This window comes from Pseudomonas sp. FG-3G (assembly GCF_901007645.1).
GTDB classification, from domain to species: Bacteria; Pseudomonadota; Gammaproteobacteria; order Pseudomonadales; family Pseudomonadaceae; genus Aquipseudomonas; species Aquipseudomonas rhizophila.
The window spans coordinates 1-22045 of the sequence record NZ_CAAKGZ010000030.1; the positions used below are offsets into that span (position 1 = coordinate 1).

Below are 22045 nucleotides of genomic sequence, written 5' to 3' on the forward strand. Positions count from 1 at the left end.
GGCTACATTTCCACCTGGGTCCCCAGTTCAATCACCCGGTTCAGCGGCAAATTGAAAAAGCGCAAATTGCCGTTGGCGTTTTTCAGCATGAAGGCGAATAGCACTTCGCGCCAACGGGCCATGCTTTCAAGCTTGGAAGCGATGACCGTCTCGCGGCTGAGGAAATAGGTAGTGCGCATCGGGCTGAAGTCCAGCTCATCCAGATGACACAGCCTGAGCGCCTGTGGCACGTCCGGTTCGTCAGTGAAACCAAAGTGCAGGATCACCCGGAAAAAACCTTCGCCGTAGGAATCCACCTCGAAGCGCCGTTGCGGCGGCACCCGGGGGATGTCTTCGTACACCACCGTCAGCAGCACCACTTGCTCGTGCAGCACCTGGTTGTGCAACAGGTTATGGAGCAGCGCGTGAGGCACGGCATCCGGGCGGGCAGTGAGGAAAACCGCCGTGCCCTTGACCCGATGGGGAGGTTCGACACGGATGCTGCTGATAAATACCGGCAACGGCAGAGCGCCTTCATCCAACCGATCTACCAACAGTTCCTTCCCGCGCTTCCACGTGGTCATCAGAATGAACAACACGATCCCCGCCAACACCGGAAATGCGCCACCCTGCAGGATTTTCGGGACATTGGCGGCAAAGAACAGGCCGTCCACCAATAGAAAACCGACCAGCAACGGCACCGTCAGCAGAGGTGGCCATTTCCACAGCAGCAACGCCACCGCCGACACCAGGATGCTGGTGATCAGCATGGTGCCGGTCACTGCCACGCCATAGGCAGAGGCCAACGCGCCGGACGACTCGAAGCCAAGCACCAGCAGGATCACGCCAACCATCAACGCCCAGTTCACCGCGCCAATGTAGATCTGCCCTTGTTCGGCGCTGGAGGTGTGCTGGATGTACATGCGCGGGATATAGCCGAGCTGGATGGCTTGGCGTGTGAGGGAAAACGCGCCGGAAATCACCGCTTGGGATGCGATCACCGTGGCGAAGGTCGAGAGCACCACCAGCGGCACCAGCGCCCAGCCTGGGGCCAACAGATAAAACGGGTTACGAGCGGCCTCCGGGTTCTCCAACAGCAAGGCGCCCTGACCGAAATAGTTGAGCACCAGTCCTGGCAACACCAGGACGAACCAGGCCCGGGCAATCGGTTTGCGGCCGAAATGCCCCATGTCCGCATACAAGGCTTCGGCGCCGGTCAAGGCCAGTACCACGGCCCCCAGGATCGCAACGCCAACCCCCGGATGCACCATGAAAAAGCGCACGCCCCAGGCCGGGTTCAACGCCTCGAGCACCTGCGGATGCTGGACAATGCCATGAATGCCCAGGCCGCCAAGGACCACGAACCACAGCACCATGACCGGCCCGAACAATTTACCGATCCGATCGGTCCCGTGTTTCTGAATCAGGAAAAGCGCCACCAGAATCACCAGCGCCATCGGCACAACCCAGTGATCCAGCCCATCAAAGGCCACTTCCAGACCCTCCACGGCCGACAATACGGAAATGGCCGGGGTGATCATGCTGTCACCGTAAAACAACGAGGCGCCGATCAGCCCGAGAATCACCAGCACCGAACGCAACCGGGGATAAGGGGTGGACGCCCGCCGGGCCAGCGCGGTCAACGACATGATGCCGCCTTCGCCCTGGTTGTCGGCGCGCAGGATAAACAGCACGTATTTGATCGAGACGACCCAGACCAGCGACCAGAAGATCAGCGCCAGAATCCCGAACACTCCGTCATGGTTGACCTGCACACCATATTGACCGGAAAACACTTCCTTGATGGTGTACAAGGGACTGGTGCCGATGTCGCCATAGACCACCCCCGCGGCGGCCACCAACATTCCCACGGGCCTGGCCGCTGCATGCCCGGCACCCGACACCTGACTCTCTGCCTGCTCCATCCAACACTCCCACTACCTGATCCGCGCTGCTGGAAAGAAGCACCCTGATTGACCTTGCGTCCAGGCCACCTTACTTCCTGTTACAGACAAATGATTGACTGTAGAGATTCAGTTGCGCTGGACGGCGCGAAGCATAGCGCAGCACTCGTCGTTTTTCCCCGTATAAAGCTGGTCAAGCGCTTCCAGCACCGCTAGAATTGCGCACTTTTTGATCAGAGGCGCGTCAAGCGTCCTGTCTCCACAAGAGACGATCTCCCCTACACCGAGGTTAGACATGTCCACCACTACCGCGCCGGCCAACCCCAAGGTTGGCTTCGTATCCCTGGGTTGCCCGAAGGCTCTGGTCGACTCCGAGCGCATCCTGACCCAGCTGCGCATGGAAGGTTATGACGTCGTATCCACGTACCAGGACGCCGACGTGGTAGTGGTCAACACCTGCGGCTTCATCGATTCGGCCAAGGCCGAGTCCCTGGAAGTGATCGGCGAAGCCATCAAGGAAAACGGCAAGGTCATCGTGACCGGCTGCATGGGTGTGGAAGAAGGCAATATCCGCGACGTGCACCCCAGCGTGCTGGCCGTGACCGGTCCGCAGCAGTACGAGCAGGTCGTCAATGCCGTGCACGACGTAGTGCCGCCCCGCCAGGACCACAACCCGCTGATCGACCTGGTGCCGCCGCAAGGCATCAAGCTGACCCCGCGCCACTACGCTTACCTGAAGATTTCCGAAGGCTGCAACCACAGTTGCAGCTTCTGCATCATCCCCTCGATGCGCGGCAAACTGGTAAGCCGCCCGGTGGGTGATGTGCTCGATGAGGCCCAGCGCCTGGTCAAGGCCGGCGTCAAAGAGCTGCTGGTGATCTCCCAGGACACCAGCGCTTATGGCGTCGACGTGAAATACCGCACTGGCTTCTGGAACGGCGCGCCGGTGAAAACCCGCATGACCGAACTGTGCGAAGCCCTCAGCACCCTCGGCGTGTGGGTCCGCCTGCATTACGTCTACCCGTATCCGCATGTCGACGAACTGATCCCGCTGATGGCCGCCGGCAAGATCCTGCCGTACCTGGACATCCCGTTCCAGCACGCCAGCCCGAAAGTCCTCAAGGCCATGAAGCGCCCGGCTTTCGAAGACAAGACCCTGGCCCGCATCAAGAACTGGCGCCAGATCTGCCCGGACCTGATCATTCGCTCGACCTTCATCGTCGGCTTCCCTGGCGAAACCGAGGAAGACTTCCAGTACCTGCTGGATTGGCTGACCGAAGCCCAGCTCGACCGCGTCGGTTGCTTCCAGTATTCGCCCGTCGAAGGCGCACCGGCCAACGACCTGGACCTGGATGTGGTGCCGGACGAGGTCAAGCAGGATCGTTGGGAGCGTTTCATGGCGCACCAGCAGGCCATCAGCTCGGCGCGCCTGCAAATGCGCATCGGCCGTGAAATCGAAGTACTGGTGGATGAAGTGGATGAACAAGGCGCCGTGGGCCGCTGCTTCTTCGACGCCCCGGAAATCGATGGCAACGTATTCATCGACAACGGCAGCAATCTCAAGCCGGGCGACAAGGTCTGGTGCAAGGTGACCGACGCTGACGAATACGATCTGTGGGCTGAACAGATCGGTTGATCTGCTTCTTCACAGACTCAATGTGATACCTGTGGGAGCCGAGCTCCCACAGGTTCTTTTACAGGCCGAAAAATTGAAGAGCCTCGCCATCCTCACAAGATGCGAGGCTTTTTTGCAGCTATCGTATGGAGATATCCAGCACAAGGAGCAGGCGGGCATGCGTCAGCATTCGGTCATCCACACACCGAAATCCAGCGACTATCAGGAACTGACCCGGGTCTGGGAGGCCTCGGTACGCGCCACCCACGATTTTCTGCCGGACAGCTACATCGAACTGTTGAAGAACCTGGTGCTCACCCGTTATCTGGACGCGGTCATGCTCATCTGCACCCGGGACACTCGCCAGCGCATTACCGGTTTCGCCGGCGTCGCAGCCGGCAAGATCGAGATGCTTTTCATCGACCCGCAACACCGTGGCCAGGGCCTGGGCAAACAGCTGTTGCGTTATGCCATGGAGCACATGAACGCCGATCAGCTGGATGTCAACGAACAGAACCCGCAAGCCTTGGGTTTTTACCTCAAGCAAGGCTTCGAAGTGGTCGGCCGTTCGGCAAAGGACGGCATGAACCAGCCGTACCCGTTGCTGCACATGCGCTACAAACAGCCCGACCTGAAGGTCCAACGCGGCTAAAAGGCAAATGGACCCGCGATTAACCGGCGCCAGGCAGGTACAATGCCCACCCTCTTTTTGTTACGGCCCTGTCATGACTGACCCGATTCGTCTCTCCAAACGCCTCATCGAACTCGTCGGCTGTTCCCGTCGGGAGGCTGAGCTGTTCATCGAGGGCGGCTGGGTCACCGTGGACGGCGAAGTGATCGACGAACCGCAGTTCAAGGTCACTACCCAGAAAGTCGAACTCGACCCCGAGGCCAAGGCCACCGCGCCAGAGCCGGTCACCCTCCTGTTGAACGCCCCGGCGGGCATGGATGCAGACACGGCGATGGCGTCCCTTGGACCACAGACCCTGAGCGAAGAACACCGCTTCGGCAAGCGCCCCCTCAAGGGCCACTTTCTGCGCCTGACCGCCAGTGCCGACCTGCAGGCCAACGCCAGTGGGTTGCTGGTGTTCACCCAGGACTGGAAGATTCTGCGCAAGCTCACCGCCGACGCCGCCAAGATCGAGCAGGAGTACGTGGTGGAAGTCGAAGGCGAAATGGTCGCCCATGGCCTCAATCGCCTGAACCATGGCCTGACCTACAAAGGCAAGGAGTTGCCGGCGGTCAAGGCCAGTTGGCAGAACGAGAACCGCTTGCGCTTTGCCATGAAGAACCCGCAACCGGGGGTGATCGCGCTGTTTTGCCAGGCGGTCGGCCTCAAGGTGGTGGCCATTCGGCGCATCCGCATTGGCGGCGTGTCCATCGGTAAGGTGCCCTTGGGCCAGTGGCGTTACCTGTCCACCAAAGAGAAGTTCTAGTTTCTTTTTCCGGCGCCGCACCGAGCTGCGGTGCCCACTGCCGATTGATCAGGATTGCACACATGGTTCACAACGACGTACTTCGCAGCGTGCGCTACATGCTCGACATCAGCGACAAGAAAGTCATCGAGATCATCAAGCTGGGTGGCCTGGAAGTGCCCATGGCGGATCTGGTGGGTTACCTCAAGAAAGACGAGGAAGAAGGCTTCGTGTTCTGCCCTGACGAAGTCATGGCGCATTTTCTCGACGGCCTGGTGATCTTCAAGCGCGGCAAGGACGAAAGCCGTCCACCGCAGCCAATCGAAGTGCCGGTCACCAACAACATCATCCTCAAGAAGCTGCGGGTGGCCTTCGAACTGAAGGAAGACGACATGCACGCCATCCTCAAGGCCGCGGAGTTCCCGGTGTCCAAGCCGGAACTGAGCGCATTGTTCCGCAAGTTCGGCCACACCAACTACCGCCCGTGCGGTGACCAGTTACTGCGCAACTTCCTCAAGGGGCTGACGCTGCGCGTCAGAGCTTAAACAACCGCTAAAAGCTTCAAGCGACAAGTTCATAACTTGCAGCTTGCAGCTTGCAACTTGAAGCTCTTGAAATGGCCTACAACGTCTCCCCCATCGGCTACGTCCGCTCCTGCTTCAAGGAGAAGTTCGCCATTCCCCGTCAACCGCAACTGGCCCCGGCCGCGCGCGGTGTGCTGGAGTTGGTGGCGCCATTCGATCAGGGCGATGCGGTGCAGGGCCTGGAGCAGGTCAGCCATGTCTGGCTGCTGTTTCTGTTCCACCAGGCCCTGGAAGACAAGCCACGGCTGAAAGTGCGCCCGCCGCGTCTGGGCGGCAATAAGTCCATGGGGGTGTTCGCCACTCGCGCCACCCATCGCCCCAACGGCATCGGCCAGTCGGTGGTGAAACTGGAGCGGGTCGAAGCCGGGCGCCTGTGGATCTCGGGCATCGACTTGCTGGACGGCACCCCAGTGCTGGATATCAAACCCTACGTGCCCTACGCAGACATCATCGGCTCGGCGCACAACAACATCGCCAGCGCAGCGCCTGAGCTGATTGCGGTGCGATGGGCCAGCTCTGCCCTGCATCAGGCCCGCGACCACGCCAAGCGCCTGGAAGAACCCCTGGTGGAGCTGATCGAACAGTGCCTGGCCCAAGACCCACGTCCGGCGTACCAGATTCCCACGCCCGAACGGGAATATGGTGCGCAGTTCTGGGATCTGGATGTGCGTTGGCATTATCCGCAGCCCGGGGTGATCAAGGTGCTGGAAGTGATTCCGGCGAAATCGTAACCGCCAGAAACGAAAAAGCCCGCGCTGCCTTCTTCAGGTAGCGCGGGCTTTTTCATGGGTAACTGCAGACCGGGTTGCGGCTATCGCGAGCAGGCTCGCTCCCACCTTTGAACTTCAGTGGCCACAAGATTTGTGTTCCCACATATTCCATTGTGGGAGCGAGCCTGCTCGCGATGGCGATCGATCAACACCGCATAAACCGAGGTTTACTTCTCTACAAACGCCCGCTCGATCAGGTAATCACCCGGCTCACGCATGCGTGGCGAAACAGTCAGGCCGAAACTGTTGAGCACTTCGCTGGTCTCGTCGAGCATGCTCGGGCTACCGCACAGCATGGCGCGGTCGTCCTGCGGGTTGATCGGCGGCAGGCCGATGTCGCGGAACAGCTTGCCGCTGCGCATCAGGTCGGTCAGGCGGCCTTCGTTCTCGAATGGTTCGCGAGTAACGGTCGGGTAGTAGATCAGTTTGTCACGCAGCGCTTCGCCGAAGAATTCGTTCTGCGGCAGGTGTTCGGTAATGAACTCGCGGTAGGCAACTTCATTGACGTACCGTACGCCGTGGCACAGGATCACTTTTTCGAAACGCTCGTAGGTTTCCGGATCCTGGATCACGCTCATGAATGGCGCCAGCCCAGTGCCGGTGCTCAGCAGGTACAAATGCTTGCCAGGCTTGAGATCGTCCAGCACCAGGGTGCCGGTGGGCTTCTTGCTGATGATGATCTCGTCGCCTTCCTTCAGATGCTGCAACTGGGAAGTCAACGGGCCGTCAGGCACCTTGATGCTGAAAAATTCGAGATGCTCTTCCCAGTTCGGACTGGCGATCGAGTAAGCGCGCATAAGCGGGCGGCCGTTGGGCTGCTGCAGGCCGATCATCACGAACTGACCGTTCTCGAAGCGCAGGCCCGGATCACGGGTGCACTTGAAGCTGAACAGAGTGTCGTTCCAGTGATGAACACTGAGGACACGCTCGTGGTTCATGTTGCTCATGTACGGGGACTCCTGGGAATGATGCCTGCGTCGTTAATTTGCGCAATTGCATCGCATTCTAATGGCGGCGACAATATCTGTTAAATGAATTATTAAGATAAGGGTTATCGGTTATATCGATATGCGATTTACTCTACGTCAACTTCAAGTCTTCGTCGCCGTCGCCCAGCAAGAGAGCGTGTCCCGTGCCGCGGGCCTGCTCAATCTTTCGCAGTCGGCGGCCAGCACCTCCATCACCGAACTGGAGCGCCAGTCCAGCTGCCAATTGTTCGACCGCGCCGGCAAACGCCTGAGTCTCAATGCCTTGGGCAAACAACTGCTGCCCCAGGCGGTGGCGCTGCTGGACCAATCCAAGGAGATCGAAGACCTGCTCAACGGCAAGTCCGGTTTCGGCTCACTGGCGGTCGGCGCCACCCTGACCATCGGCAATTACCTGGCGACCTTGCTGATCGGCAGTTTCATGCAGCGTCATCCGGAAAGCCAGGTGAAGCTGCATGTGCAAAACACTGCCAATATCGTGCACCAGGTTGCTCACTATGAAATTGATCTGGGTCTAATCGAAGGCGACTGCAGCCATCCGGACATCGAGGTCCAGAGCTGGGTCGAGGATGAACTGGTGGTGTTTTGCGCCCCTCAACATCCGCTGGCCAAACGCGGCCAGGCGACCATGGAGGAACTGACCCATGAGGCGTGGATTCTGCGGGAGCAAGGTTCCGGCACCCGCCTGACCTTCGACCAGGCCATGCGTCACCATCGCAGTGCGCTGAACGTGCGTCTGGAACTGGAACACACCGAAGCCATCAAGCGAGCCGTGGAATCGGGCCTGGGGATTGGCTGCATTTCACGCCTGGCCCTGCGTGATGCCTTCCGGCGCGGCAGTCTCGTAGCCGTGGAAACCCCGGACATGGACCTGGCCCGGCAGTTTTATTTCATCTGGCACAAACAAAAATACCAGACGTCGGCCATGCGCGAATTCCTCGAACTGTGCCGGGCATTCACCGCTGGCGTGCAGCGCAGCGACGAAATCGTCCTGCCCCCCATTGCCTGAGCGCCGGGGCACTAGAGCAAAATCAGGCCCCACACCAAGGCAATCATGCTCAAAGCAACGAACTGAGCGGCACTGCCCATGTCCTTGGCATTTTTCGACAACGGGTGCAGCTCCAGGGAAATGCGGTCGATGGCCGCCTCCACCGCCGAGTTGAGCAACTCCACGATCAATGCCAGCAGGCAGACCGCAATCAGCAGCGCCTGCTCGACACGGCTGACATTCAGGAAGAACGACAACGGAATCAGGATGACGTTGAGCAAGACCAACTGACGAAACGCGGCTTCACCAACGAAGGCCGCGCGCAGGCCGTCCAGAGAATAGCCGGAGGCGTTGAGGATGCGTTTCAGGCCGGTTTGGCCTTTAAAAGGCGACATAAGTGGGCAACTGATCAAAAGGGGTGGAGAAGCTAATTCAAACCCGGTCAAAAAAGCGTGAACAAAACGCTACGATTGCGGTGAAATGGACTCAAGTTGCTGCAGCAGCAAGGCCGCCTGGGTCCGGGTGCGCACATTCAGTTTACGAAAGATTGCAGTGACATGGGCCTTGATGGTGGCTTCGGACACGTTCAACTCATAGGCAATCTGCTTGTTCAGCAGACCTTCACACACCATGGTCAACACGCGGAACTGCTGCGGAGTGAGGCTGGCCAGCCCTTCGCTGGCGGCCTTGGCTTCGTCGGATACGCTCACTGCTTCGAATGCCTGGGGAGGCCAGGACACATCGCCATCCAGGACCGCCTTGACGGCTACCTGGATCATCTCAAGGGAACTGGATTTAGGAATGAAGCCACTGGCGCCGAACTCCCGGGCCTTGACCATCACCGAAGCTTCTTCCTGGGCCGATACCATCACCACAGGAATTTGCGGGTATTGGCCGCGCAGCAAGACCAGCCCGGAAAAACCATAAGCGCCCGGCATGTTCAGATCCAGCAGCACAAGATCCCAATCGGCCTTTTCAGTCAGCCGGGCCTCCAGTTCCGCAATACTGGCCACTTCCGTGAGTCGGACATCGGGGCCCAGCCCCATGGTCACCGCCTGATGTAACGCGCTGCGAAAGAGCGGATGGTCATCGGCTATCAGGATTTCGTATGTGGCCATTTTTCAAATGATCCTGTTTTTAATGGCAGGCCTGATGCACTCACGCCTTGCCCAAGCAACTCAAGATACCGACATGCCGCGGCATCAAAGGGGTACGTTCAACGCCAACACGTAAAAACACGGCGTTTCAAACCTTGGCCGTACCCTAATCGGCGCCAAGCATGCCCAGCGAAACCGGGGTGGTCAAGCAGCACGGCCGCTACCGTGTTCAGTATGGGCCACTATTAAGCCAACACTGGCTGCGCCGTACGAATAAAGGGCTGCAACTCAGCGTGGGCCGCAGTGGACACATCCATCTCCTGCTGTCGTTTGGCACCCAGGTAATGCTGGCTGAACACATCGAAATAGGCATCCAGGGCCGAGGCAGCGTCACTGTCCCCAGCCAGTTCCAGACATAACGCCGCCACTTCGGCGGTGCACAGATGCTCGCTGCGAGTCGAGCGGCGCAAGCGGTAGCGCGACAGCCTGTCGGGCAGCAGGCTCAGAATCGGCAAACGGTCGAAATACGGGCTTTTACGGAAAATCTTGCGCGCCTCGGTCCAGGTCGCATCCAGCAGAATGAACAACGGACGCTTGCCCTGATCGAGGTTGACGGTATGTGTGACCCGCGATGGTTCGACATACTCACCGGGAAACACCAGATATGGCTGCCATTGCGGGTCGTTGAGCAGCGCCAGCAGTTGTTCGTCGACGTCGGTGCGTGACCAGATGAACGCGTGATTGTCGCGCACTACGTCAGCAATCAGCCAACCCGTGTTGCTCGGCTTGAACACTTCCTTGTTGGTCATGATCAGGCAGACACCCGAACGAGCCTCGACGCTCGGACGCCAGGCGCACAGGCAATGGCTCTCGATCACCCGGCAGGCGCTGCAACGGGGCGCGCGCCAGCCACGGGCCTGAATCGGCTTGATACCTTCATCGATGCGCAGGTCGCGCAGACGGGCTACGGCGTTAGGGGCATGGTTCATCGCAGGCGACGCCGACAGGCAGGGAAAATCGACACGAACAAGACTCGGCAGGATAAAGGCCGGCAGTCTACCAGAGCGCGCAAACCTGTACCGTCCACCCGGCCTACCCTATAATTCGCCACCACTGAACGCACAGCCATGTGACCGGTCGAACCACCAGTCACTGAACCAGGAGAGTTTCATGCTGCGCCTTATCGTCCCCACCGTTGCCGTGCTACTGGCGACGTCCGTCACCGCACAGGCCGCTTCGCTGAAAGAACTCGAACTGAACAAGATGCTGCGCAATGTAGCCGCGCAAAGCAGCGCCGGCACGCCCCGGGCAATCAACGAGGACATTCTCGACCAGGGCTACACCGTAGAAGGCACTGAGCTGATCAATCATCTGAGCGTGCAAAGCAGCCACGCCCAGAAAATGCGGGCCGACCCCAAGGCCGTCTATTTCCAGCTAGGTGCCACCGTGTGTACCAACCCAGGCTTGCGCAAATTGATGGCCCAGGGCGCGACCATGCGCTACGAGTTCACCGAAGTTAAGACCAATCGCCCCATTGCGACTGAGCGCTTCCAGGAATCCGACTGCCCGAAACCGGCCAAGACCAAAAAATAATCAACCCGAACTGGCGCGCCGCTGCTCATCGTCGGCGCGCAGTTCCGCCACCAGCGCCTGCAGGTAGCGCGAGCGCCATGCTCGGCCTTCCAACCGGCGACAGCACTCCTCCTCGAGGCTTACCCGATTAGCATGAGCCGCTTCCAACAGCGTCTGGTACAACTGCTTGTCGAGCTCCAAAGTTACTCTGGTCATCAGTCCCGCCTCCATGCCCGATCCACTTCAATCCATCGCGCAGCGTCCAGTCCTGGACGCGCCATAGCATTGAATGCTTGCTAATCAGTTAATCAGAGCGGCACGCACCTAGTTGGCAATCTGACGAGCGGCATGACATTTGAGCGGTTGCCAACGATATTTTTTGAGCGCCATGATCAAGACAGCGAAGATCCGCGCGAGGGACTAGATTCAAAAGTATCTCTTTGCTTAAGGCAGAACGAGGCTGCCCTACCGACACCTTTGCGCGTGACAGTTCTTTCATACAAGGGAAACGCAGAACCCGCAGGATGGCTTGGTCGCCTGTCGCACGCCGCGTCGAACCAGGTCGAACGTCCAGGCACGGTCCTGGGCTGACAACGACACACGGAGTGTCGTGGCCCTGACGAATCTCTCGTTCGGGCTGGGGTTTTGCCAAGAAGGAGAAGCTGAATGCCTTACAAACCGAATGACTTGCTGAGTCGTCATTTTGAGAACCATGGACACGACCTCACCCGCAAGGTCGAAGAGCAACTCAACCTGGTCTCCCCCAACAGCCCGAACCTCCCCATCTACCGAGACATGATCCTGACCGTCCTGCGCATGGCCCAGGAAGATCACAACCGCTGGAATGCCAAGATCACGCTGCAGGCCTTGCGAGAACTGGAGCACGCTTTTCGCACGCTCGAACAATTCAAGGGCCGACGCAAGGTCACGGTCTTCGGTTCGGCCCGAACGCCCATCGAACATCCGCTGTACGGCCTGGCCCGGGAACTGGGGGCGGAGTTGGCACGCTCGGACATGATGGTCATCACTGGCGCCGGCGGTGGCATCATGGCGGCCGCCCATGAAGGCGCTGGCCGGGACCACAGCCTGGGTTTCAACATCACCTTGCCTTTCGAACAGCATGCGAATCCGACCGTTGACGGCACGCAGAATCTGCTGCCGTTCCACTTTTTCTTCACCCGGAAGCTGTTCTTCGTCAAAGAGGCCGACGCACTGGTGCTCTGCCCGGGCGGTTTCGGCACCCTCGATGAAGCGTTGGAAGTCCTGACGTTGGTGCAAACCGGTAAAAGCCCGCTGGTGCCGGTGGTGCTGCTGGATGTACCGGGAGGCAAGTTCTGGCAAGGCGCCCTGCACTTCATCCGTGAGCAACTGGAAGAAAACCGCTACATCCTGCCCACCGATATGAAGTTGATGCGCCTGGTGTACAGCGCTCAAGAGGCAGTAGAGGAGATCAATCAGTTTTACAGCAACTTCCACTCCAGCCGCTGGCTCAAACATCAATTCGTGATCCGTATGAATCACAAGCTGAACGAGCAGGCCCTTGGGCATTTGCAGGCGGAGTTTGCCGACCTGTGCCTCAACGATTGTTTTCATCAACACGCCTACGCCGGCGAGGAACACGACGAGGCCCGTTTCAGCCATCTGACCCGACTGGCCTTTACCTTCAATGCCCGCGATCACGGTCGTTTGAGGGAACTGGTGGATTACATCAACCTGTCGGAAAACTGGGCCCAGCCCGCCACCAAGGCCCAACCCCTCACCTGGGAGCCGATCAAGGTGACCTGAGTCCATAAAAAAACGGCCCGCTATCAAAATAGCGGGCCATTGTTGTTTAGTCGTCCATGCCGCGACCGCTGAATAAACGGTTGATCATTTCCATGGAATATCCTCGATATGCCAGGAAACGTCCTTGCTTGGCTCGCTCCCTAGCATCGATGGGCAGATGCCCTGAGAACTTGCGGCGCCAAGTGTCCATCAGTTGCGCCTGCCAATCGATACCGCTTTCGCGCAAGGCCAGTTCGATATCCGGGCGCTGCAAGCCACGCTGACCGAGTTCCTCACGAATTCGCAAGGGGCCGTATCCAGAGCGAGCGCGATAAGAGACAAAGCTCTCAAGGTAACGAGACTCCGACAACAAGCCCTCTTCCGTCAAACGGTCGAGGGCCGTGTCGATCAACTCATCTGGAGCGCCGCGCTGACGCAGCTTACGCGTCAGCTCGACTCGACCGTGCTCGCGCCTGGCGAGCAGGTCCATCGCGGTTCGCCGCACCGCGACGAGGTTATCGAGTACGACGGTCATCGAATCGATCAGATGTCAGCGTCAGCCAGGTCGTCTGCAGTCTCGCGGTTAGCCACCGACTTGACGTCCGCAACTGGGCTCAGAAGCTTGTCACGCAGTTGCTTCTCGAGGGTTGCTGCAATTTCCGGGTTATCCGCCAGGAACTTGGCCGAGTTGGCCTTGCCCTGACCGATCTTGGTGCCGTTGTAGGCATACCAGGCGCCGGATTTTTCGACAAAACCGTGCAACACACCCAGGTCGATCATCTCGCCATTAAGGTAGATACCCTTGCCGTAAAGAATCTGGAACTCCGCCTGACGGAACGGCGAAGCGACCTTGTTCTTCACAACCTTGACGCGGGTTTCACTGCCGACAACCTCATCGCCTTCTTTCACGGCGCCAGTGCGGCGGATATCCAGACGAACCGAAGCGTAGAACTTCAGCGCGTTACCACCGGTGGTGGTTTCCGGGCTGCCGAACATCACGCCGATCTTCATGCGGATCTGGTTGATGAAGATCACCAGGCAGTTGGCGTTCTTGATGTTACCGGTGATCTTGCGCAGGGCCTGGGACATCAGACGAGCCTGGAGGCCCACGTGCATGTCGCCCATTTCACCTTCGATTTCCGCTTTTGGTACCAGTGCAGCCACGGAGTCGACGATGATCACGTCAACGGCATTGGAACGCACCAGCATGTCGGTGATTTCCAGGGCCTGCTCACCGGTGTCCGGCTGGGAAACCAGCAGGTCATCGACGTTAACGCCCAACTTGCCGGCATATTCCGGGTCCAGGGCGTGTTCGGCATCGACGAAGGCGCAGGTCGCACCGGCTTTTTGAGCCTGGGCGATCACGGACAGGGTCAGCGTGGTTTTACCGGAAGATTCAGGACCATAGATTTCAACGATACGGCCTTTTGGCAGGCCGCCGATGCCAAGCGCAATGTCCAGGCCCAGGGAGCCGGTGGAGATGGAAGGAATAGCCTGACGGTCCTGATCGCCCATACGCATTACGGCACCCTTGCCGAATTGACGTTCGATCTGACCCAAGGCCGCAGCCAAGGCTTTCTTCTTGTTGTCGTCCATTAAAGTCCTCACGTAATCAATAAGGCCTGACGGCCAACACCTGTATAAGTAGCCAGTATTATTCCACAGCGATTGAGGATCGCCTACCCCTGATTTGAGATTTCTACAGCGGCATGTTGCAACAGCCCCTCTAGCGCGGCCTTCACCGTTTGTCGGCGGACCTCGTCGCGGTTACCCGGGAAGAATCGCTGCTCACTGATGACCGTCTCGCCAACGCCCCAGGCCAGCCATACAGTGCCCACTGGTTTGTTCGGCGTACCACCATCGGGGCCGGCCACGCCGCTGACCGCCACGGCAAAACGCGCCAGACTTTTTTGCTGCGCGCCCCGCACCATTGCCTCGACCACCTCGCGACTGACCGCCCCCACCGTTGCGAACAGCTCGGCCGGCACACCCAGCTGCTGAGTCTTCTGGCGGTTGGAATAGGTGACATAACCCGCCTCGAACCACGCCGAACTCCCGGGAATGCGGGTAATCGCCTCGGCAATCCCGCCTCCGGTACAGGATTCGGCCGTGCTCACATGGGCATTGACCCGCTGCAGGCGTCGGCCCAGTTCAGCGGCCAATTCGGTAATGTCGTCCATGATGCTCTCCTGATTCGATGCAAGGGCCCTACCGTACACGAGCATTCCAGGCTTGCAAGGCTCGCCGGATCAGCGCCCCAATGCCCTGACGTACGCCTGACAGGCTTGCAGAGCGATCAATCCACGATCCCCTGCGTCGGTGATGGCGATAATTCGTTGAGCATGCGCCGGGTCAAGTCGGGCGCGTGGGGGGCCATGATCCACGCCGCCGGCGCCGGCGGTGGCAGGCACTGCACAACCGGCGGCAACATCGTCGGCGTCGAGGAGGACTGACAGCCGGACATCGGCAGTAGCAAGACGATCGCGCAAGCGATCCTGGTCACGTTGGGCATCGCTCAAGGCTCGGTAATGGGATTGTTCGCTGGCGGAGAGTTGTTGTTCCAGGGCCAGGCGCTTGTCTTGCTCGGCCTTCTGTTGAATCGCTGCTGCCTGGGTGATTTGATTCAGCGTCTGCGCCTGGACCTGAGCCGCTTGCGCCAGTTGCCGGTCATAACGCCACGCCTGGACTTGCCAGGCCAACACCGCCGGGCCGCCGGCCACCAACGCCAGCAACACAGCAACACCAAAGGAGCGAGAAAAAAAAGGCATCAAACCGAAGGCTGACATAACACCGCCCTCGCCCGCGCCCAGAGTTGCAGACGATCCTGCAAGCCATTCAAACCGCCGTTGATACGGCGGGTGATGGTGTTGAACTGATCGCGGTCGGCCAGTTCGTTCAAACCGTTCTGATTCCAGAACCAGGCGGCAGACTCAGCCGCCCATTGCGGTTGCTCCAGCAGTTGCGGCAACGCCAACAGTCGTTCATCGCCGAACAAACCCAAGCTGCAACGTCGATAATTGTCACGCCCGGTAATCTGAATCAGGCCGCGACCACGATATTGCTGACCGTCACCGTCGGCCTGGGGCGTATTGCCCAGGCGAACGGCCAACGATCCCGTGTCGTACTTGCTGAGATATTGCTCACTGCCAAGTTCGCGCACGTAGCGCAATTGCCCTGATTCATGGCCAATCTGGGCCAGAAACGCGGCCATGCGTTTGGGTGTGTCGATGCGATGGTGCGACATGGCGGTGTTCAGCGCGGAAATAAAAACGCCCGCTTGAGAGCGGGCGTTGGGCATGATGTTGATGAGTTGCTGCGGTGTAACGTCCATGATCAGATCATCGAAAACACGTTATTGAAATGCCCGGCCAACCGGAGTGAGTGTTTGCCATTTTGCGGTGACGGTATTACAGGGCGGGCTCGGGCAAGGCCGGCCAGTTGATATCGCTAGGAAAACCGACCTGATGCTGGATGCGATTCAACTCAACGCTGTAGAGTTTCCACTCCATCAGCGTCAGTTGCTCCTGATCGCTCGCATCCCCGATGTCTTCGGCGTACTGGAAGGGAGCAATTCTTTGAACCGCTTCACGCAGCAATTTATCGCGTCTTGCCAAGACTTCGCGCTTGAGATCGACCTGCTGTAGAGCCTCGTCGAATACCCAGCGGTTCTCGTGCCATACATGGTAATTGCCCGGCCACGGCTCGGCTGTGTAGGTATCTGGCAACTCACCGAACTCGGTCCACTCCAGAAGAGCGCCGTTGTCCTTGCGATACACCGAACCACGCCAGTCCACCATTTCTCGAGGAACGCCATTGACCATGACCCAAGAATGATGGTCTTGGGCGGGAGGTAGTTCGAAGGAAAGTTGGATGCCGTTACCAGGGATCTGAATCCCCATCCCTGGGGTCACGAAAAGGTCTACCGGCCCCGATAGAACACCGGCGTCGTCAAACAGATAAATAAACATAGTCACCTCAGATCAGCTTGATTCGGGCGGGATAGGCGATGTTCCTGGGGCGGGTTTCAGTGCCGAAGCTCCCTATATTGCCGACCATGGCCGGACTGGAAAAAAACAGTGGATTTGGATAAGTCGTACCGACTATCCCTGTTGCAGGCGCAGCATTGACATCGCGGGTGACGTCCCAAGACGCATCAGCAATAGCAGGACCAGGGCGATTAGCACTTCCCGAGCTGGTGGGCAAATAATGGTTGTGGCTTTCAAGGGTATACATCTGTCTGCTGCCCGCCGAACGGTCAATATCTACCCCTCGTGCCTCATCCAATACGCGCAAGAACTCGCCGCGAATATCGGGAATCCGAAACGTTGTAGCCCCATCACCGCTCGTCCACGCGCCTTCATTTCCCGACCTACTGGCTTCGCTCACCAACGCACCGGACAATTGCGCGTGATCCCACAGCCACGGCCAATCGCTACGCACCAATAGGTTTCCGTTAAGCACTGCATACCCACCCGGAATGACTTGGCGAGTGCTCTCGAAAGAAACGCGCCCCAGCGCCGTTGCATCAAACCGGCCTACCGGCCACCAAGCTCCGGTTTCATCACTGCGCAAATGCCACCAATCGCCACTGCCCATCAATACCAGAAATGGATAGCCGCTGGCCGCCAGGTGGGTATGAAAGCGGATCCGATCGGTACCGGAAGCGCGCACCATCAGACGGTTACCACTGTTATCCACGCGACGCACAATCACATCGCGAACACCGAGCACCGCATTGGCCGCAGGTAGGGTTACTGTGCTCGCACCAGCACTTGAATCAATCAGCACCAGCCCCAACTCGTCGGCGGCCAACACCTTTGATGTGGTAAGCCGCGTGACAACTGAACGCATCGGACTACTACGCCCGAGAATGGTTTGCAGTGCCTTGATCAACTGACCGTTATCCGCTTCGGACGGCGTCATGCCGGCCGCGGAGATCACGCCCAGGATTTCCTGAGTGACACTGTTTCCCCATACTGCTGGAATCAACGACCCGGGAGTGCCCGCCAGCGGATTTTCATCCACAAACCGACCGTTCACCAGCCCGACGCTGGGAACACTTTTTGGATAATCCATGTTTTATTACTCTCTATGAGATGGGGCTCAAGCGCGAAGAGGTAGCGCTCGGATAGTCGTGAGCACATCATCAACGGCTTGGCTGGCAAGATCCGCCTTGCCTTTGGCCATGTGTGCGCGAATCTGTGCCTTGGCCTTGAGACGCAGTTCGCGAAGCGCCAGCAGGTTTGCTTCAAATTCGGCGGCCTTGGCGAGAATCTGATCCGCCGCCTGCTTGGCTGTGCGCCCTTTGACGACCCACGCAGAAACGGACAACGGAACCAATTTTTTCGGGTAGCCCTGATCCTTGAAGGCCTGCGCCTCCAGGGCGGCTTGTTGGTATTCCAAGGCACGCAAGGGATCACCGGCCAACGTGCGGCGGGCGCTGTCGGCAGCGGTATCGACCGTGGCGCACAAGCGTTCGGCTTCCTGACGCAACTGCTCGGCGGCATTCTCTTCGGTAAGCACCCACGTACCGTCCTCCCAGATATGGGCGGAAGAAGGCGCAGGCGAGCGAAGTCCATCTTCGTATTGGTGCAGCTCTTGAATGACTTTCATCGGATCAGCTCCCAAGACAGGTGAACATTGACTGCGTTGGTAAAGTTGACGGCGATGCCCACGCTGTAATCCGTCAGGGCCTGGTGCCCCTTGATCCCCATGCTCAATAGCAACTCGTCGCTATCGGCATTGGTGGCGCCCAATGTGTGCTCGGCCTGGTACGACTGCCAAAGCGAACGCGACTGGGCATGGTCAAAACTGGCTGTAACTGTGGCGACCGTTACATCATTGACAACGTTATTGGAGAACAACACGCACATTGCCATTGGCGCACTTGCGGGATTAGCCCAACCCATCGCGTTGTTGCCGGGAGTTACTGAGACAGGTGACAGGTAGCTGTAATTGCCCCCGACCCACCCAGCCTGAACGAATGTCAGCGACGTCACTGCATTCGGTGGAGGAGTAGGATTACCCGCCACAAGCCGCGCCGCCCGGGCGTGCGGATCGAGCGGCAAATAAACCACCCCAGTCCCATTTAAAGTTTGCGTCCAGGTCAATTGAGCACGGTTATAGATCGTGCGAATCGTCGGCAAGGAGCCCGGCGCCCCGGTCATCACCCAGGCCAGGCAGATGTCCAGGGGCGTCGACGCAAACCCACCGCCGGACGCGCCGTTGACAGTCCCCTTCAAGGACTCCGGCGGGAGGTCATACAGGCTTCCACGCTGCACATAGAATGTCAGTGCGCCGCCTATGACCTGTGCTCTTAGAAAATAGCTGGCGCTGGGCAACAGATCGGCGCTGCTCCACGCCGTCGTCACGTAGGTACGTGAACGGCCCAACCGTCCACTCACCACGTCTTGTCCGATGCTGATGTACACACCCATCGGAATCGAAACGCGGCCGCCGCTGGTGGACACGGCCGTAGGCGTTACTGCCAGACGGGCATCCGCCGTTGCAATCGTCGGCAGCGACAAAGCGGCGATCGGAAGCGCGAGATCCTGGTTCCAGCCCTTGGCGGCGACCGACTGAATCGCTTCGAGTAATTGATCGTTTTGGGTTTCATCTGGCGCCAGATCCCCCGCCTTGATGACATTCACAATCTCCTGCGTCACCCCATTCCCCCAGGCCGCCGGAATCAACGACCCCGGCGTCCCGGTCAACGGGTTTTCATCCACGAACTTCCCATTCACCAGCCCGGCGCTGGGCACACTCTTCGGATAATCCATTCATCTACTCCCTAGTCATAATTGATGTGAACCTTCGTATGCGCCGGCGCACTACGATGAATCAGGCACTCGAGCGCCGAACCCGGATTGACGCCGAAACGCTCCCCCCAATAGCTGGCGCCAAAACGTCGGCCGAGCAGCAGGCGGCCGCCGGTGTTGAGGGTCCACATGAATTGCGCCTGCCAGGTGCCGAAGTGCGCTTCGCCGAAGCGGGCGCGGCCCATGCGGGGAGCCTTGAGTTCGGTGATGGTGGCGTTGGGGTAGCCCTGGCTCTTGGCGATTTCCACGTAATAAGCGATGGCCTGACTGCCCACCGCCAACAATCGCCGACGCACCGCCAACCGGCGATCGTCATACAGCGGTGTAGCGCCGAGGCACGGGTCGGGCAGGTTCATCACCCGCTCCCAATCCGACACCAGCTCACTCACACCCGCCGGGTCCATTTCGTGGAGCAGGTCGGCGGCGCGGGCGTCGAGACGCGCCAGTTCCTGGGCGATGCCTTCGAGCACCTCTTCCAGTTCCGGCACACGCTCCGGGTCCCATGCCGGACCGCTGGGCAGCAGGCTGCGCAGTTGGGCCTGGTACTGCTCGGCGGTTCTTATTCCAGCCATACGCAGCCTCCGAAGGTCAGCAACTGATTGCTGGCAGCGACCACGTCAGCGATGGGTGCGGTGAGTTTGTGGTCGGTTTCGCCGGTGGCGCTGCTGATGGCTTCGGCGATGTGGGTCAGCAACAGGGTTTCGCCGAGGCCAGCTTCGCGGTTATGCAGGTCGCGCAGTTGCGCTTCGATGGCGGCGCGCACGGTGCTGGTGTCCGGGGTAATGCGCAGCCGGTAGGTCACCGGCACCTGGGTTGGCGCCAGCACATGCACCTCGGCGGTGACCGGGCGCAGCGGCTCGATATAGGCCCGGACTTCTTCCAGTTGTTCGGCGTTGGGAATCGGCAGCGGATCGTCGTCACGCATGACGAACACGCCAACGGTGCCGGGCCCCAGGTAACTGCCGCGACACCAGGCGCGGGTGATGCCAGGGCATTCCAGGGCCCAGGTTTCATAGTCCTGCGCGGAACCGCCGTGGGGAATGATGCGGTAGGAGCGGATCACTCTGGCTCGCAGGGATTCGAGGCTTTCCCGGGCGAGGCCGCCGGTCAACCCGGGCGCGAGCACGGTGAAGCTGTTGCCGATCCCAAGGATCGGCTGCACCGGCGTCAACACCAGGCCGGCATCGGCATTCCCCAGGCTGCCGGCGTCCAACGCGGCGACAGTGGTGCTGTTCAGGCCATTGCTGGTGGTGCGGGCGCTGGTCACTTTGTAGGTGCGCCCATCGCTGGATTGCAGCAGCGTGTCGACATCCAGCACCGCACCCGCGGTGGCGGTGAAACTGACACTGCCGCTGGCCACCTGGGCCGCTTTGCGCGCCTGGTTCAGGCGCAGGGCGGCGATGCGCTCCAGGGTGGATTCGTCGGCCTTGTCTGGCAGGATCTGCTCAGCGATCCAATCCAGGTAGCCATACAGGCCATAGGCGGCGCCACCCAGGGTGCGAGCCAGCACTTGGGCATCGGACTGGCGCAGCGAATCGCTGGCCAGGTCGCTTTGGGCGCGCTTGATGAGCACCGGCAGCGAAGGGGTTTCAAACGGCATAGGTCACCTGCCAACTGTTATCGGGGTTGATGTCCAGGCGCTCGCCGTCGGCCAGGGTCAAAACCGTGCGCAGATTCAGGCGCTGGGCGTCGAGGCGTTCGCTGATGATGTCGATGGCGCTGCAATGGCCGTCGTCGATCAGCCATTGCAAGGCTTCGCGGGCATAGAATTCGGCGTCAAGTTGGGTCTGCCGGGTCAGCTTGACCCGGCGCAACAGCCATAGCCGCGAACCGATGCGGTCGTCGGCGACGGTGGGAAAAGTGTCGCCCCACCAGCCGAAACGTTGCTCGTCATCCACGGCATCGTCGTCAGCGGCGCGGCGCCAGGTGAACAGACTGATCAGCACCGAGCGGGTCAGCGCGGCGTGCAGGTTCTGGCTGATGAACATCATTGGCCCCCCGCCGGCACGCCGGTCTGGCCGTTGCCGGCCTGCACGCCGACGTGCACATGCTTGATCTGGCTGATGCCGCCGGCGATCTGGTCGCCCTGGGAAACGAGCTTGCCGGTGTGGTTGATGACCGGGCTGTCGATATTCACCGCGCTGCTGGCGCGGATGTTCAAGGTCGCGGTGTCGATGTCGATGACCCGACCGCGCTTGAAGTGGATCTTGTCGCCTTCATCGGTGTAGATCGCCACTTCGCCAGGGGCCAGGGCCTTGAGGCGGAAACGACGGTCGGCGACCACCAGCACCACGGCATGGGAACGGTCACCGCCCAGGAACGTGGCGATGCCCTCGGCACCCGCCAACGGGTTGCTGGTGAAGCCGTAGGGTTCGAAGTGCTCCATATCGTCGTTCACTTCACCGGCGGTGAGGCGCATTTGCAGCGATTGCAACTTGGTGGCCGAATTGGCGAGCACGACAGTGCCGCGCGCCAGGAGTCGGGTCAGTAGGCTCATTGAGGTTTCCTTCGGAATCGGAAGTTTGAAAGCGGTGTTTATTGGCCATAACTTCT

The 22045-nt window shown here is 59.6% G+C and carries 27 protein-coding genes; 8 read left to right on the top strand and 19 right to left on the bottom strand.

Annotated features, from left to right (window positions below):
• Positions 1-2: 2 nt before the first annotated feature.
• Complete coding sequence (locus PSEUDOMOFG3G_RS20725; protein WP_370695188.1) at positions 3-1844, bottom strand: potassium transporter Kup; 1842 nt, start codon at positions 1842-1844, stop codon at positions 3-5.
• 334 nt (positions 1845-2178) lie between these two features.
• On the opposite strand from PSEUDOMOFG3G_RS20725, the gene rimO reads away from it, so the two are divergent.
• From rimO to tsaA, 5 genes are all read left to right on the top strand, one after another.
• Entirely contained in the window at positions 2179-3519 is a 1341-nt protein-coding gene (rimO, locus tag PSEUDOMOFG3G_RS20730) for a 30S ribosomal protein S12 methylthiotransferase RimO (RefSeq protein WP_047230036.1), read from the top strand.
• 157 nt (positions 3520-3676) lie between these two features.
• Positions 3677-4150, top strand: coding sequence for a GNAT family N-acetyltransferase (locus PSEUDOMOFG3G_RS20735; protein WP_047230035.1), 474 nt, complete (start codon positions 3677-3679; stop codon positions 4148-4150).
• A gap of 73 nt (positions 4151-4223) precedes the next feature.
• The gene (locus PSEUDOMOFG3G_RS20740; RefSeq protein ID WP_047230034.1) at positions 4224-4934 is read left to right on the top strand and encodes an rRNA pseudouridine synthase; all 711 of its coding nucleotides are present in this window, start codon (positions 4224-4226) and stop codon (positions 4932-4934) included.
• A 62-nt stretch (positions 4935-4996) separates the two neighbouring features.
• A complete protein-coding gene (locus PSEUDOMOFG3G_RS20745; protein WP_092401030.1) occupies positions 4997-5458 on the top strand; it encodes a DUF1456 family protein in 462 nt (153 codons plus the stop codon).
• Between the two features lie 71 nt (positions 5459-5529).
• Positions 5530-6228, top strand: coding sequence for a tRNA (N6-threonylcarbamoyladenosine(37)-N6)-methyltransferase TrmO (gene tsaA / locus PSEUDOMOFG3G_RS20750; RefSeq protein ID WP_139051066.1), 699 nt, complete (start codon positions 5530-5532; stop codon positions 6226-6228).
• 206 nt (positions 6229-6434) lie between these two features.
• Here tsaA and fpr read toward each other — a convergent pair whose 3' ends face one another.
• Positions 6435-7214 (bottom strand): ferredoxin-NADP reductase, encoded by a 780-nt coding sequence (fpr, locus tag PSEUDOMOFG3G_RS20755; protein WP_003184787.1) that lies wholly within the window; start codon positions 7212-7214, stop codon positions 6435-6437.
• A gap of 121 nt (positions 7215-7335) precedes the next feature.
• On the opposite strand from fpr, the gene PSEUDOMOFG3G_RS20760 reads away from it, so the two are divergent.
• Positions 7336-8262, top strand: coding sequence for a LysR family transcriptional regulator (locus tag PSEUDOMOFG3G_RS20760; protein WP_047230031.1), 927 nt, complete (start codon positions 7336-7338; stop codon positions 8260-8262).
• Positions 8263-8273: 11 nt separating this feature from the next.
• Here the strand turns inward: PSEUDOMOFG3G_RS20760 and PSEUDOMOFG3G_RS20765 are convergent, their stop codons facing one another.
• The 3 genes from PSEUDOMOFG3G_RS20765 to PSEUDOMOFG3G_RS20775 all read right to left on the bottom strand — a co-directional run bounded on the left by PSEUDOMOFG3G_RS20765 (position 8274) and on the right by PSEUDOMOFG3G_RS20775 (position 10327).
• On the bottom strand, positions 8274-8636 hold the full coding sequence (locus PSEUDOMOFG3G_RS20765; RefSeq protein ID WP_139051022.1) for a diacylglycerol kinase: 363 nt from the start codon (positions 8634-8636) through the stop codon (positions 8274-8276).
• Between the two features lie 69 nt (positions 8637-8705).
• A complete protein-coding gene (gene erdR, locus PSEUDOMOFG3G_RS20770) occupies positions 8706-9359 on the bottom strand; it encodes a response regulator transcription factor ErdR (protein WP_047230029.1) in 654 nt (217 codons plus the stop codon).
• Between the two features lie 224 nt (positions 9360-9583).
• Positions 9584-10327 carry a tRNA-uridine aminocarboxypropyltransferase gene (locus PSEUDOMOFG3G_RS20775; protein ID WP_047230028.1) on the bottom strand — a complete coding sequence of 248 codons (744 nt, stop codon included), beginning with the start codon at positions 10325-10327 and terminating at the stop codon, positions 9584-9586.
• 181 nt (positions 10328-10508) lie between these two features.
• Here PSEUDOMOFG3G_RS20775 and PSEUDOMOFG3G_RS20780 point away from each other — a divergent pair, with 181 nt between their 5' ends.
• Complete coding sequence (locus tag PSEUDOMOFG3G_RS20780) at positions 10509-10931, top strand: PA3611 family quorum-sensing-regulated virulence factor (RefSeq protein ID WP_047230027.1); 423 nt, start codon at positions 10509-10511, stop codon at positions 10929-10931.
• On the opposite strand, the gene PSEUDOMOFG3G_RS20785 is transcribed toward PSEUDOMOFG3G_RS20780, so the two are convergent.
• Positions 10932-11126, bottom strand: coding sequence for a hypothetical protein (locus PSEUDOMOFG3G_RS20785; protein ID WP_139051023.1), 195 nt, complete (start codon positions 11124-11126; stop codon positions 10932-10934).
• A 450-nt stretch (positions 11127-11576) separates the two neighbouring features.
• Between PSEUDOMOFG3G_RS20785 and PSEUDOMOFG3G_RS20790 the strand changes: the two genes are divergently transcribed.
• Complete coding sequence (locus PSEUDOMOFG3G_RS20790; protein ID WP_139051024.1) at positions 11577-12695, top strand: TIGR00730 family Rossman fold protein; 1119 nt, start codon at positions 11577-11579, stop codon at positions 12693-12695.
• A 46-nt stretch (positions 12696-12741) separates the two neighbouring features.
• On the opposite strand, the gene recX is transcribed toward PSEUDOMOFG3G_RS20790, so the two are convergent.
• The 13 genes from recX to PSEUDOMOFG3G_RS20855 all read right to left on the bottom strand — a co-directional run bounded on the left by recX (position 12742) and on the right by PSEUDOMOFG3G_RS20855 (position 21989).
• The gene (recX, locus tag PSEUDOMOFG3G_RS20795) at positions 12742-13209 is read right to left on the bottom strand and encodes a recombination regulator RecX (RefSeq protein WP_107321595.1); all 468 of its coding nucleotides are present in this window, start codon (positions 13207-13209) and stop codon (positions 12742-12744) included.
• 8 nt (positions 13210-13217) lie between these two features.
• Positions 13218-14270 (bottom strand): recombinase RecA, encoded by a 1053-nt coding sequence (gene recA / locus PSEUDOMOFG3G_RS20800; protein ID WP_047230023.1) that lies wholly within the window; start codon positions 14268-14270, stop codon positions 13218-13220.
• A gap of 83 nt (positions 14271-14353) precedes the next feature.
• Positions 14354-14854 (bottom strand): CinA family protein, encoded by a 501-nt coding sequence (locus PSEUDOMOFG3G_RS20805; protein WP_047230022.1) that lies wholly within the window; start codon positions 14852-14854, stop codon positions 14354-14356.
• A gap of 69 nt (positions 14855-14923) precedes the next feature.
• A complete protein-coding gene (locus PSEUDOMOFG3G_RS20810) occupies positions 14924-15460 on the bottom strand; it encodes a lysis system i-spanin subunit Rz (RefSeq protein WP_139051025.1) in 537 nt (178 codons plus the stop codon).
• Positions 15442-16005, bottom strand: coding sequence for a glycoside hydrolase family 19 protein (locus tag PSEUDOMOFG3G_RS20815; protein ID WP_139051026.1), 564 nt, complete (start codon positions 16003-16005; stop codon positions 15442-15444). Before PSEUDOMOFG3G_RS20815 ends, PSEUDOMOFG3G_RS20810 begins: the two co-directional genes overlap by 19 nt.
• Positions 16006-16081: 76 nt before the next feature.
• Positions 16082-16642 carry a tail fiber assembly protein gene (locus PSEUDOMOFG3G_RS20820; RefSeq protein ID WP_139051027.1) on the bottom strand — a complete coding sequence of 187 codons (561 nt, stop codon included), beginning with the start codon at positions 16640-16642 and terminating at the stop codon, positions 16082-16084.
• A gap of 7 nt (positions 16643-16649) precedes the next feature.
• Positions 16650-17750, bottom strand: coding sequence for a phage tail protein (locus PSEUDOMOFG3G_RS20825; protein ID WP_139051028.1), 1101 nt, complete (start codon positions 17748-17750; stop codon positions 16650-16652).
• A 27-nt stretch (positions 17751-17777) separates the two neighbouring features.
• The gene (locus PSEUDOMOFG3G_RS20830; RefSeq protein ID WP_139051029.1) at positions 17778-18287 is read right to left on the bottom strand and encodes a phage tail protein; all 510 of its coding nucleotides are present in this window, start codon (positions 18285-18287) and stop codon (positions 17778-17780) included.
• Positions 18284-19453 carry a phage tail protein gene (locus PSEUDOMOFG3G_RS20835; RefSeq protein ID WP_139051030.1) on the bottom strand — a complete coding sequence of 390 codons (1170 nt, stop codon included), beginning with the start codon at positions 19451-19453 and terminating at the stop codon, positions 18284-18286. The genes PSEUDOMOFG3G_RS20830 and PSEUDOMOFG3G_RS20835 overlap by 4 nt, the downstream gene beginning before the upstream one ends.
• 11 nt (positions 19454-19464) lie before the next feature.
• Positions 19465-20064 (bottom strand): YmfQ family protein, encoded by a 600-nt coding sequence (locus tag PSEUDOMOFG3G_RS20840; protein WP_139051031.1) that lies wholly within the window; start codon positions 20062-20064, stop codon positions 19465-19467.
• Complete coding sequence (locus PSEUDOMOFG3G_RS20845) at positions 20052-21092, bottom strand: baseplate J/gp47 family protein (protein WP_139051032.1); 1041 nt, start codon at positions 21090-21092, stop codon at positions 20052-20054. The genes PSEUDOMOFG3G_RS20840 and PSEUDOMOFG3G_RS20845 overlap by 13 nt, the downstream gene beginning before the upstream one ends.
• The gene (locus PSEUDOMOFG3G_RS20850; RefSeq protein WP_047230011.1) at positions 21082-21480 is read right to left on the bottom strand and encodes a phage GP46 family protein; all 399 of its coding nucleotides are present in this window, start codon (positions 21478-21480) and stop codon (positions 21082-21084) included. Before PSEUDOMOFG3G_RS20850 ends, PSEUDOMOFG3G_RS20845 begins: the two co-directional genes overlap by 11 nt.
• Positions 21480-21989 carry a phage baseplate assembly protein V gene (locus PSEUDOMOFG3G_RS20855; RefSeq protein WP_076386133.1) on the bottom strand — a complete coding sequence of 170 codons (510 nt, stop codon included), beginning with the start codon at positions 21987-21989 and terminating at the stop codon, positions 21480-21482. The genes PSEUDOMOFG3G_RS20850 and PSEUDOMOFG3G_RS20855 overlap by 1 nt, the downstream gene beginning before the upstream one ends.
• Positions 21990-22045 lie beyond the last annotated feature (56 nt).

Bases quoted from the DNA above. Each gene is read 5' to 3' on its own strand.
- PSEUDOMOFG3G_RS20725 (WP_370695188.1), bottom strand. From the start codon at position 1,844: ATGTTGGTGGCCGCCGCGGGGGTGGTCTATGGCGACATCGGCACCAGT.
- rimO (WP_047230036.1), top strand. From the start codon at position 2,179: ATGTCCACCACTACCGCGCCGGCCAACCCCAAGGTTGGCTTCGTATCC.
- PSEUDOMOFG3G_RS20735 (WP_047230035.1), top strand. From the start codon at position 3,677: ATGCGTCAGCATTCGGTCATCCACACACCGAAATCCAGCGACTATCAG.
- PSEUDOMOFG3G_RS20740 (WP_047230034.1), top strand. From the start codon at position 4,224: ATGACTGACCCGATTCGTCTCTCCAAACGCCTCATCGAACTCGTCGGC.
- PSEUDOMOFG3G_RS20745 (WP_092401030.1), top strand. From the start codon at position 4,997: ATGGTTCACAACGACGTACTTCGCAGCGTGCGCTACATGCTCGACATC.
- tsaA (WP_139051066.1), top strand. From the start codon at position 5,530: ATGGCCTACAACGTCTCCCCCATCGGCTACGTCCGCTCCTGCTTCAAG.
- fpr (WP_003184787.1), bottom strand. From the start codon at position 7,214: ATGAGCAACATGAACCACGAGCGTGTCCTCAGTGTTCATCACTGGAAC.
- PSEUDOMOFG3G_RS20760 (WP_047230031.1), top strand. From the start codon at position 7,336: ATGCGATTTACTCTACGTCAACTTCAAGTCTTCGTCGCCGTCGCCCAG.
- PSEUDOMOFG3G_RS20765 (WP_139051022.1), bottom strand. From the start codon at position 8,636: ATGTCGCCTTTTAAAGGCCAAACCGGCCTGAAACGCATCCTCAACGCC.
- erdR (WP_047230029.1), bottom strand. From the start codon at position 9,359: ATGGCCACATACGAAATCCTGATAGCCGATGACCATCCGCTCTTTCGC.
- PSEUDOMOFG3G_RS20775 (WP_047230028.1), bottom strand. From the start codon at position 10,327: ATGAACCATGCCCCTAACGCCGTAGCCCGTCTGCGCGACCTGCGCATC.
- PSEUDOMOFG3G_RS20780 (WP_047230027.1), top strand. From the start codon at position 10,509: ATGCTGCGCCTTATCGTCCCCACCGTTGCCGTGCTACTGGCGACGTCC.
- PSEUDOMOFG3G_RS20785 (WP_139051023.1), bottom strand. From the start codon at position 11,126: ATGACCAGAGTAACTTTGGAGCTCGACAAGCAGTTGTACCAGACGCTG.
- PSEUDOMOFG3G_RS20790 (WP_139051024.1), top strand. From the start codon at position 11,577: ATGCCTTACAAACCGAATGACTTGCTGAGTCGTCATTTTGAGAACCAT.
- recX (WP_107321595.1), bottom strand. From the start codon at position 13,209: ATGACCGTCGTACTCGATAACCTCGTCGCGGTGCGGCGAACCGCGATG.
- recA (WP_047230023.1), bottom strand. From the start codon at position 14,270: ATGGACGACAACAAGAAGAAAGCCTTGGCTGCGGCCTTGGGTCAGATC.
- PSEUDOMOFG3G_RS20805 (WP_047230022.1), bottom strand. From the start codon at position 14,854: ATGGACGACATTACCGAATTGGCCGCTGAACTGGGCCGACGCCTGCAG.
- PSEUDOMOFG3G_RS20810 (WP_139051025.1), bottom strand. From the start codon at position 15,460: ATGTCAGCCTTCGGTTTGATGCCTTTTTTTTCTCGCTCCTTTGGTGTT.
- PSEUDOMOFG3G_RS20815 (WP_139051026.1), bottom strand. From the start codon at position 16,005: ATGGACGTTACACCGCAGCAACTCATCAACATCATGCCCAACGCCCGC.
- PSEUDOMOFG3G_RS20820 (WP_139051027.1), bottom strand. From the start codon at position 16,642: ATGTTTATTTATCTGTTTGACGACGCCGGTGTTCTATCGGGGCCGGTA.
- PSEUDOMOFG3G_RS20825 (WP_139051028.1), bottom strand. From the start codon at position 17,750: ATGGATTATCCAAAAAGTGTTCCCAGCGTCGGGCTGGTGAACGGTCGG.
- PSEUDOMOFG3G_RS20830 (WP_139051029.1), bottom strand. From the start codon at position 18,287: ATGAAAGTCATTCAAGAGCTGCACCAATACGAAGATGGACTTCGCTCG.
- PSEUDOMOFG3G_RS20835 (WP_139051030.1), bottom strand. From the start codon at position 19,453: ATGGATTATCCGAAGAGTGTGCCCAGCGCCGGGCTGGTGAATGGGAAG.
- PSEUDOMOFG3G_RS20840 (WP_139051031.1), bottom strand. From the start codon at position 20,064: ATGGCTGGAATAAGAACCGCCGAGCAGTACCAGGCCCAACTGCGCAGC.
- PSEUDOMOFG3G_RS20845 (WP_139051032.1), bottom strand. From the start codon at position 21,092: ATGCCGTTTGAAACCCCTTCGCTGCCGGTGCTCATCAAGCGCGCCCAA.
- PSEUDOMOFG3G_RS20850 (WP_047230011.1), bottom strand. From the start codon at position 21,480: ATGTTCATCAGCCAGAACCTGCACGCCGCGCTGACCCGCTCGGTGCTG.
- PSEUDOMOFG3G_RS20855 (WP_076386133.1), bottom strand. From the start codon at position 21,989: ATGAGCCTACTGACCCGACTCCTGGCGCGCGGCACTGTCGTGCTCGCC.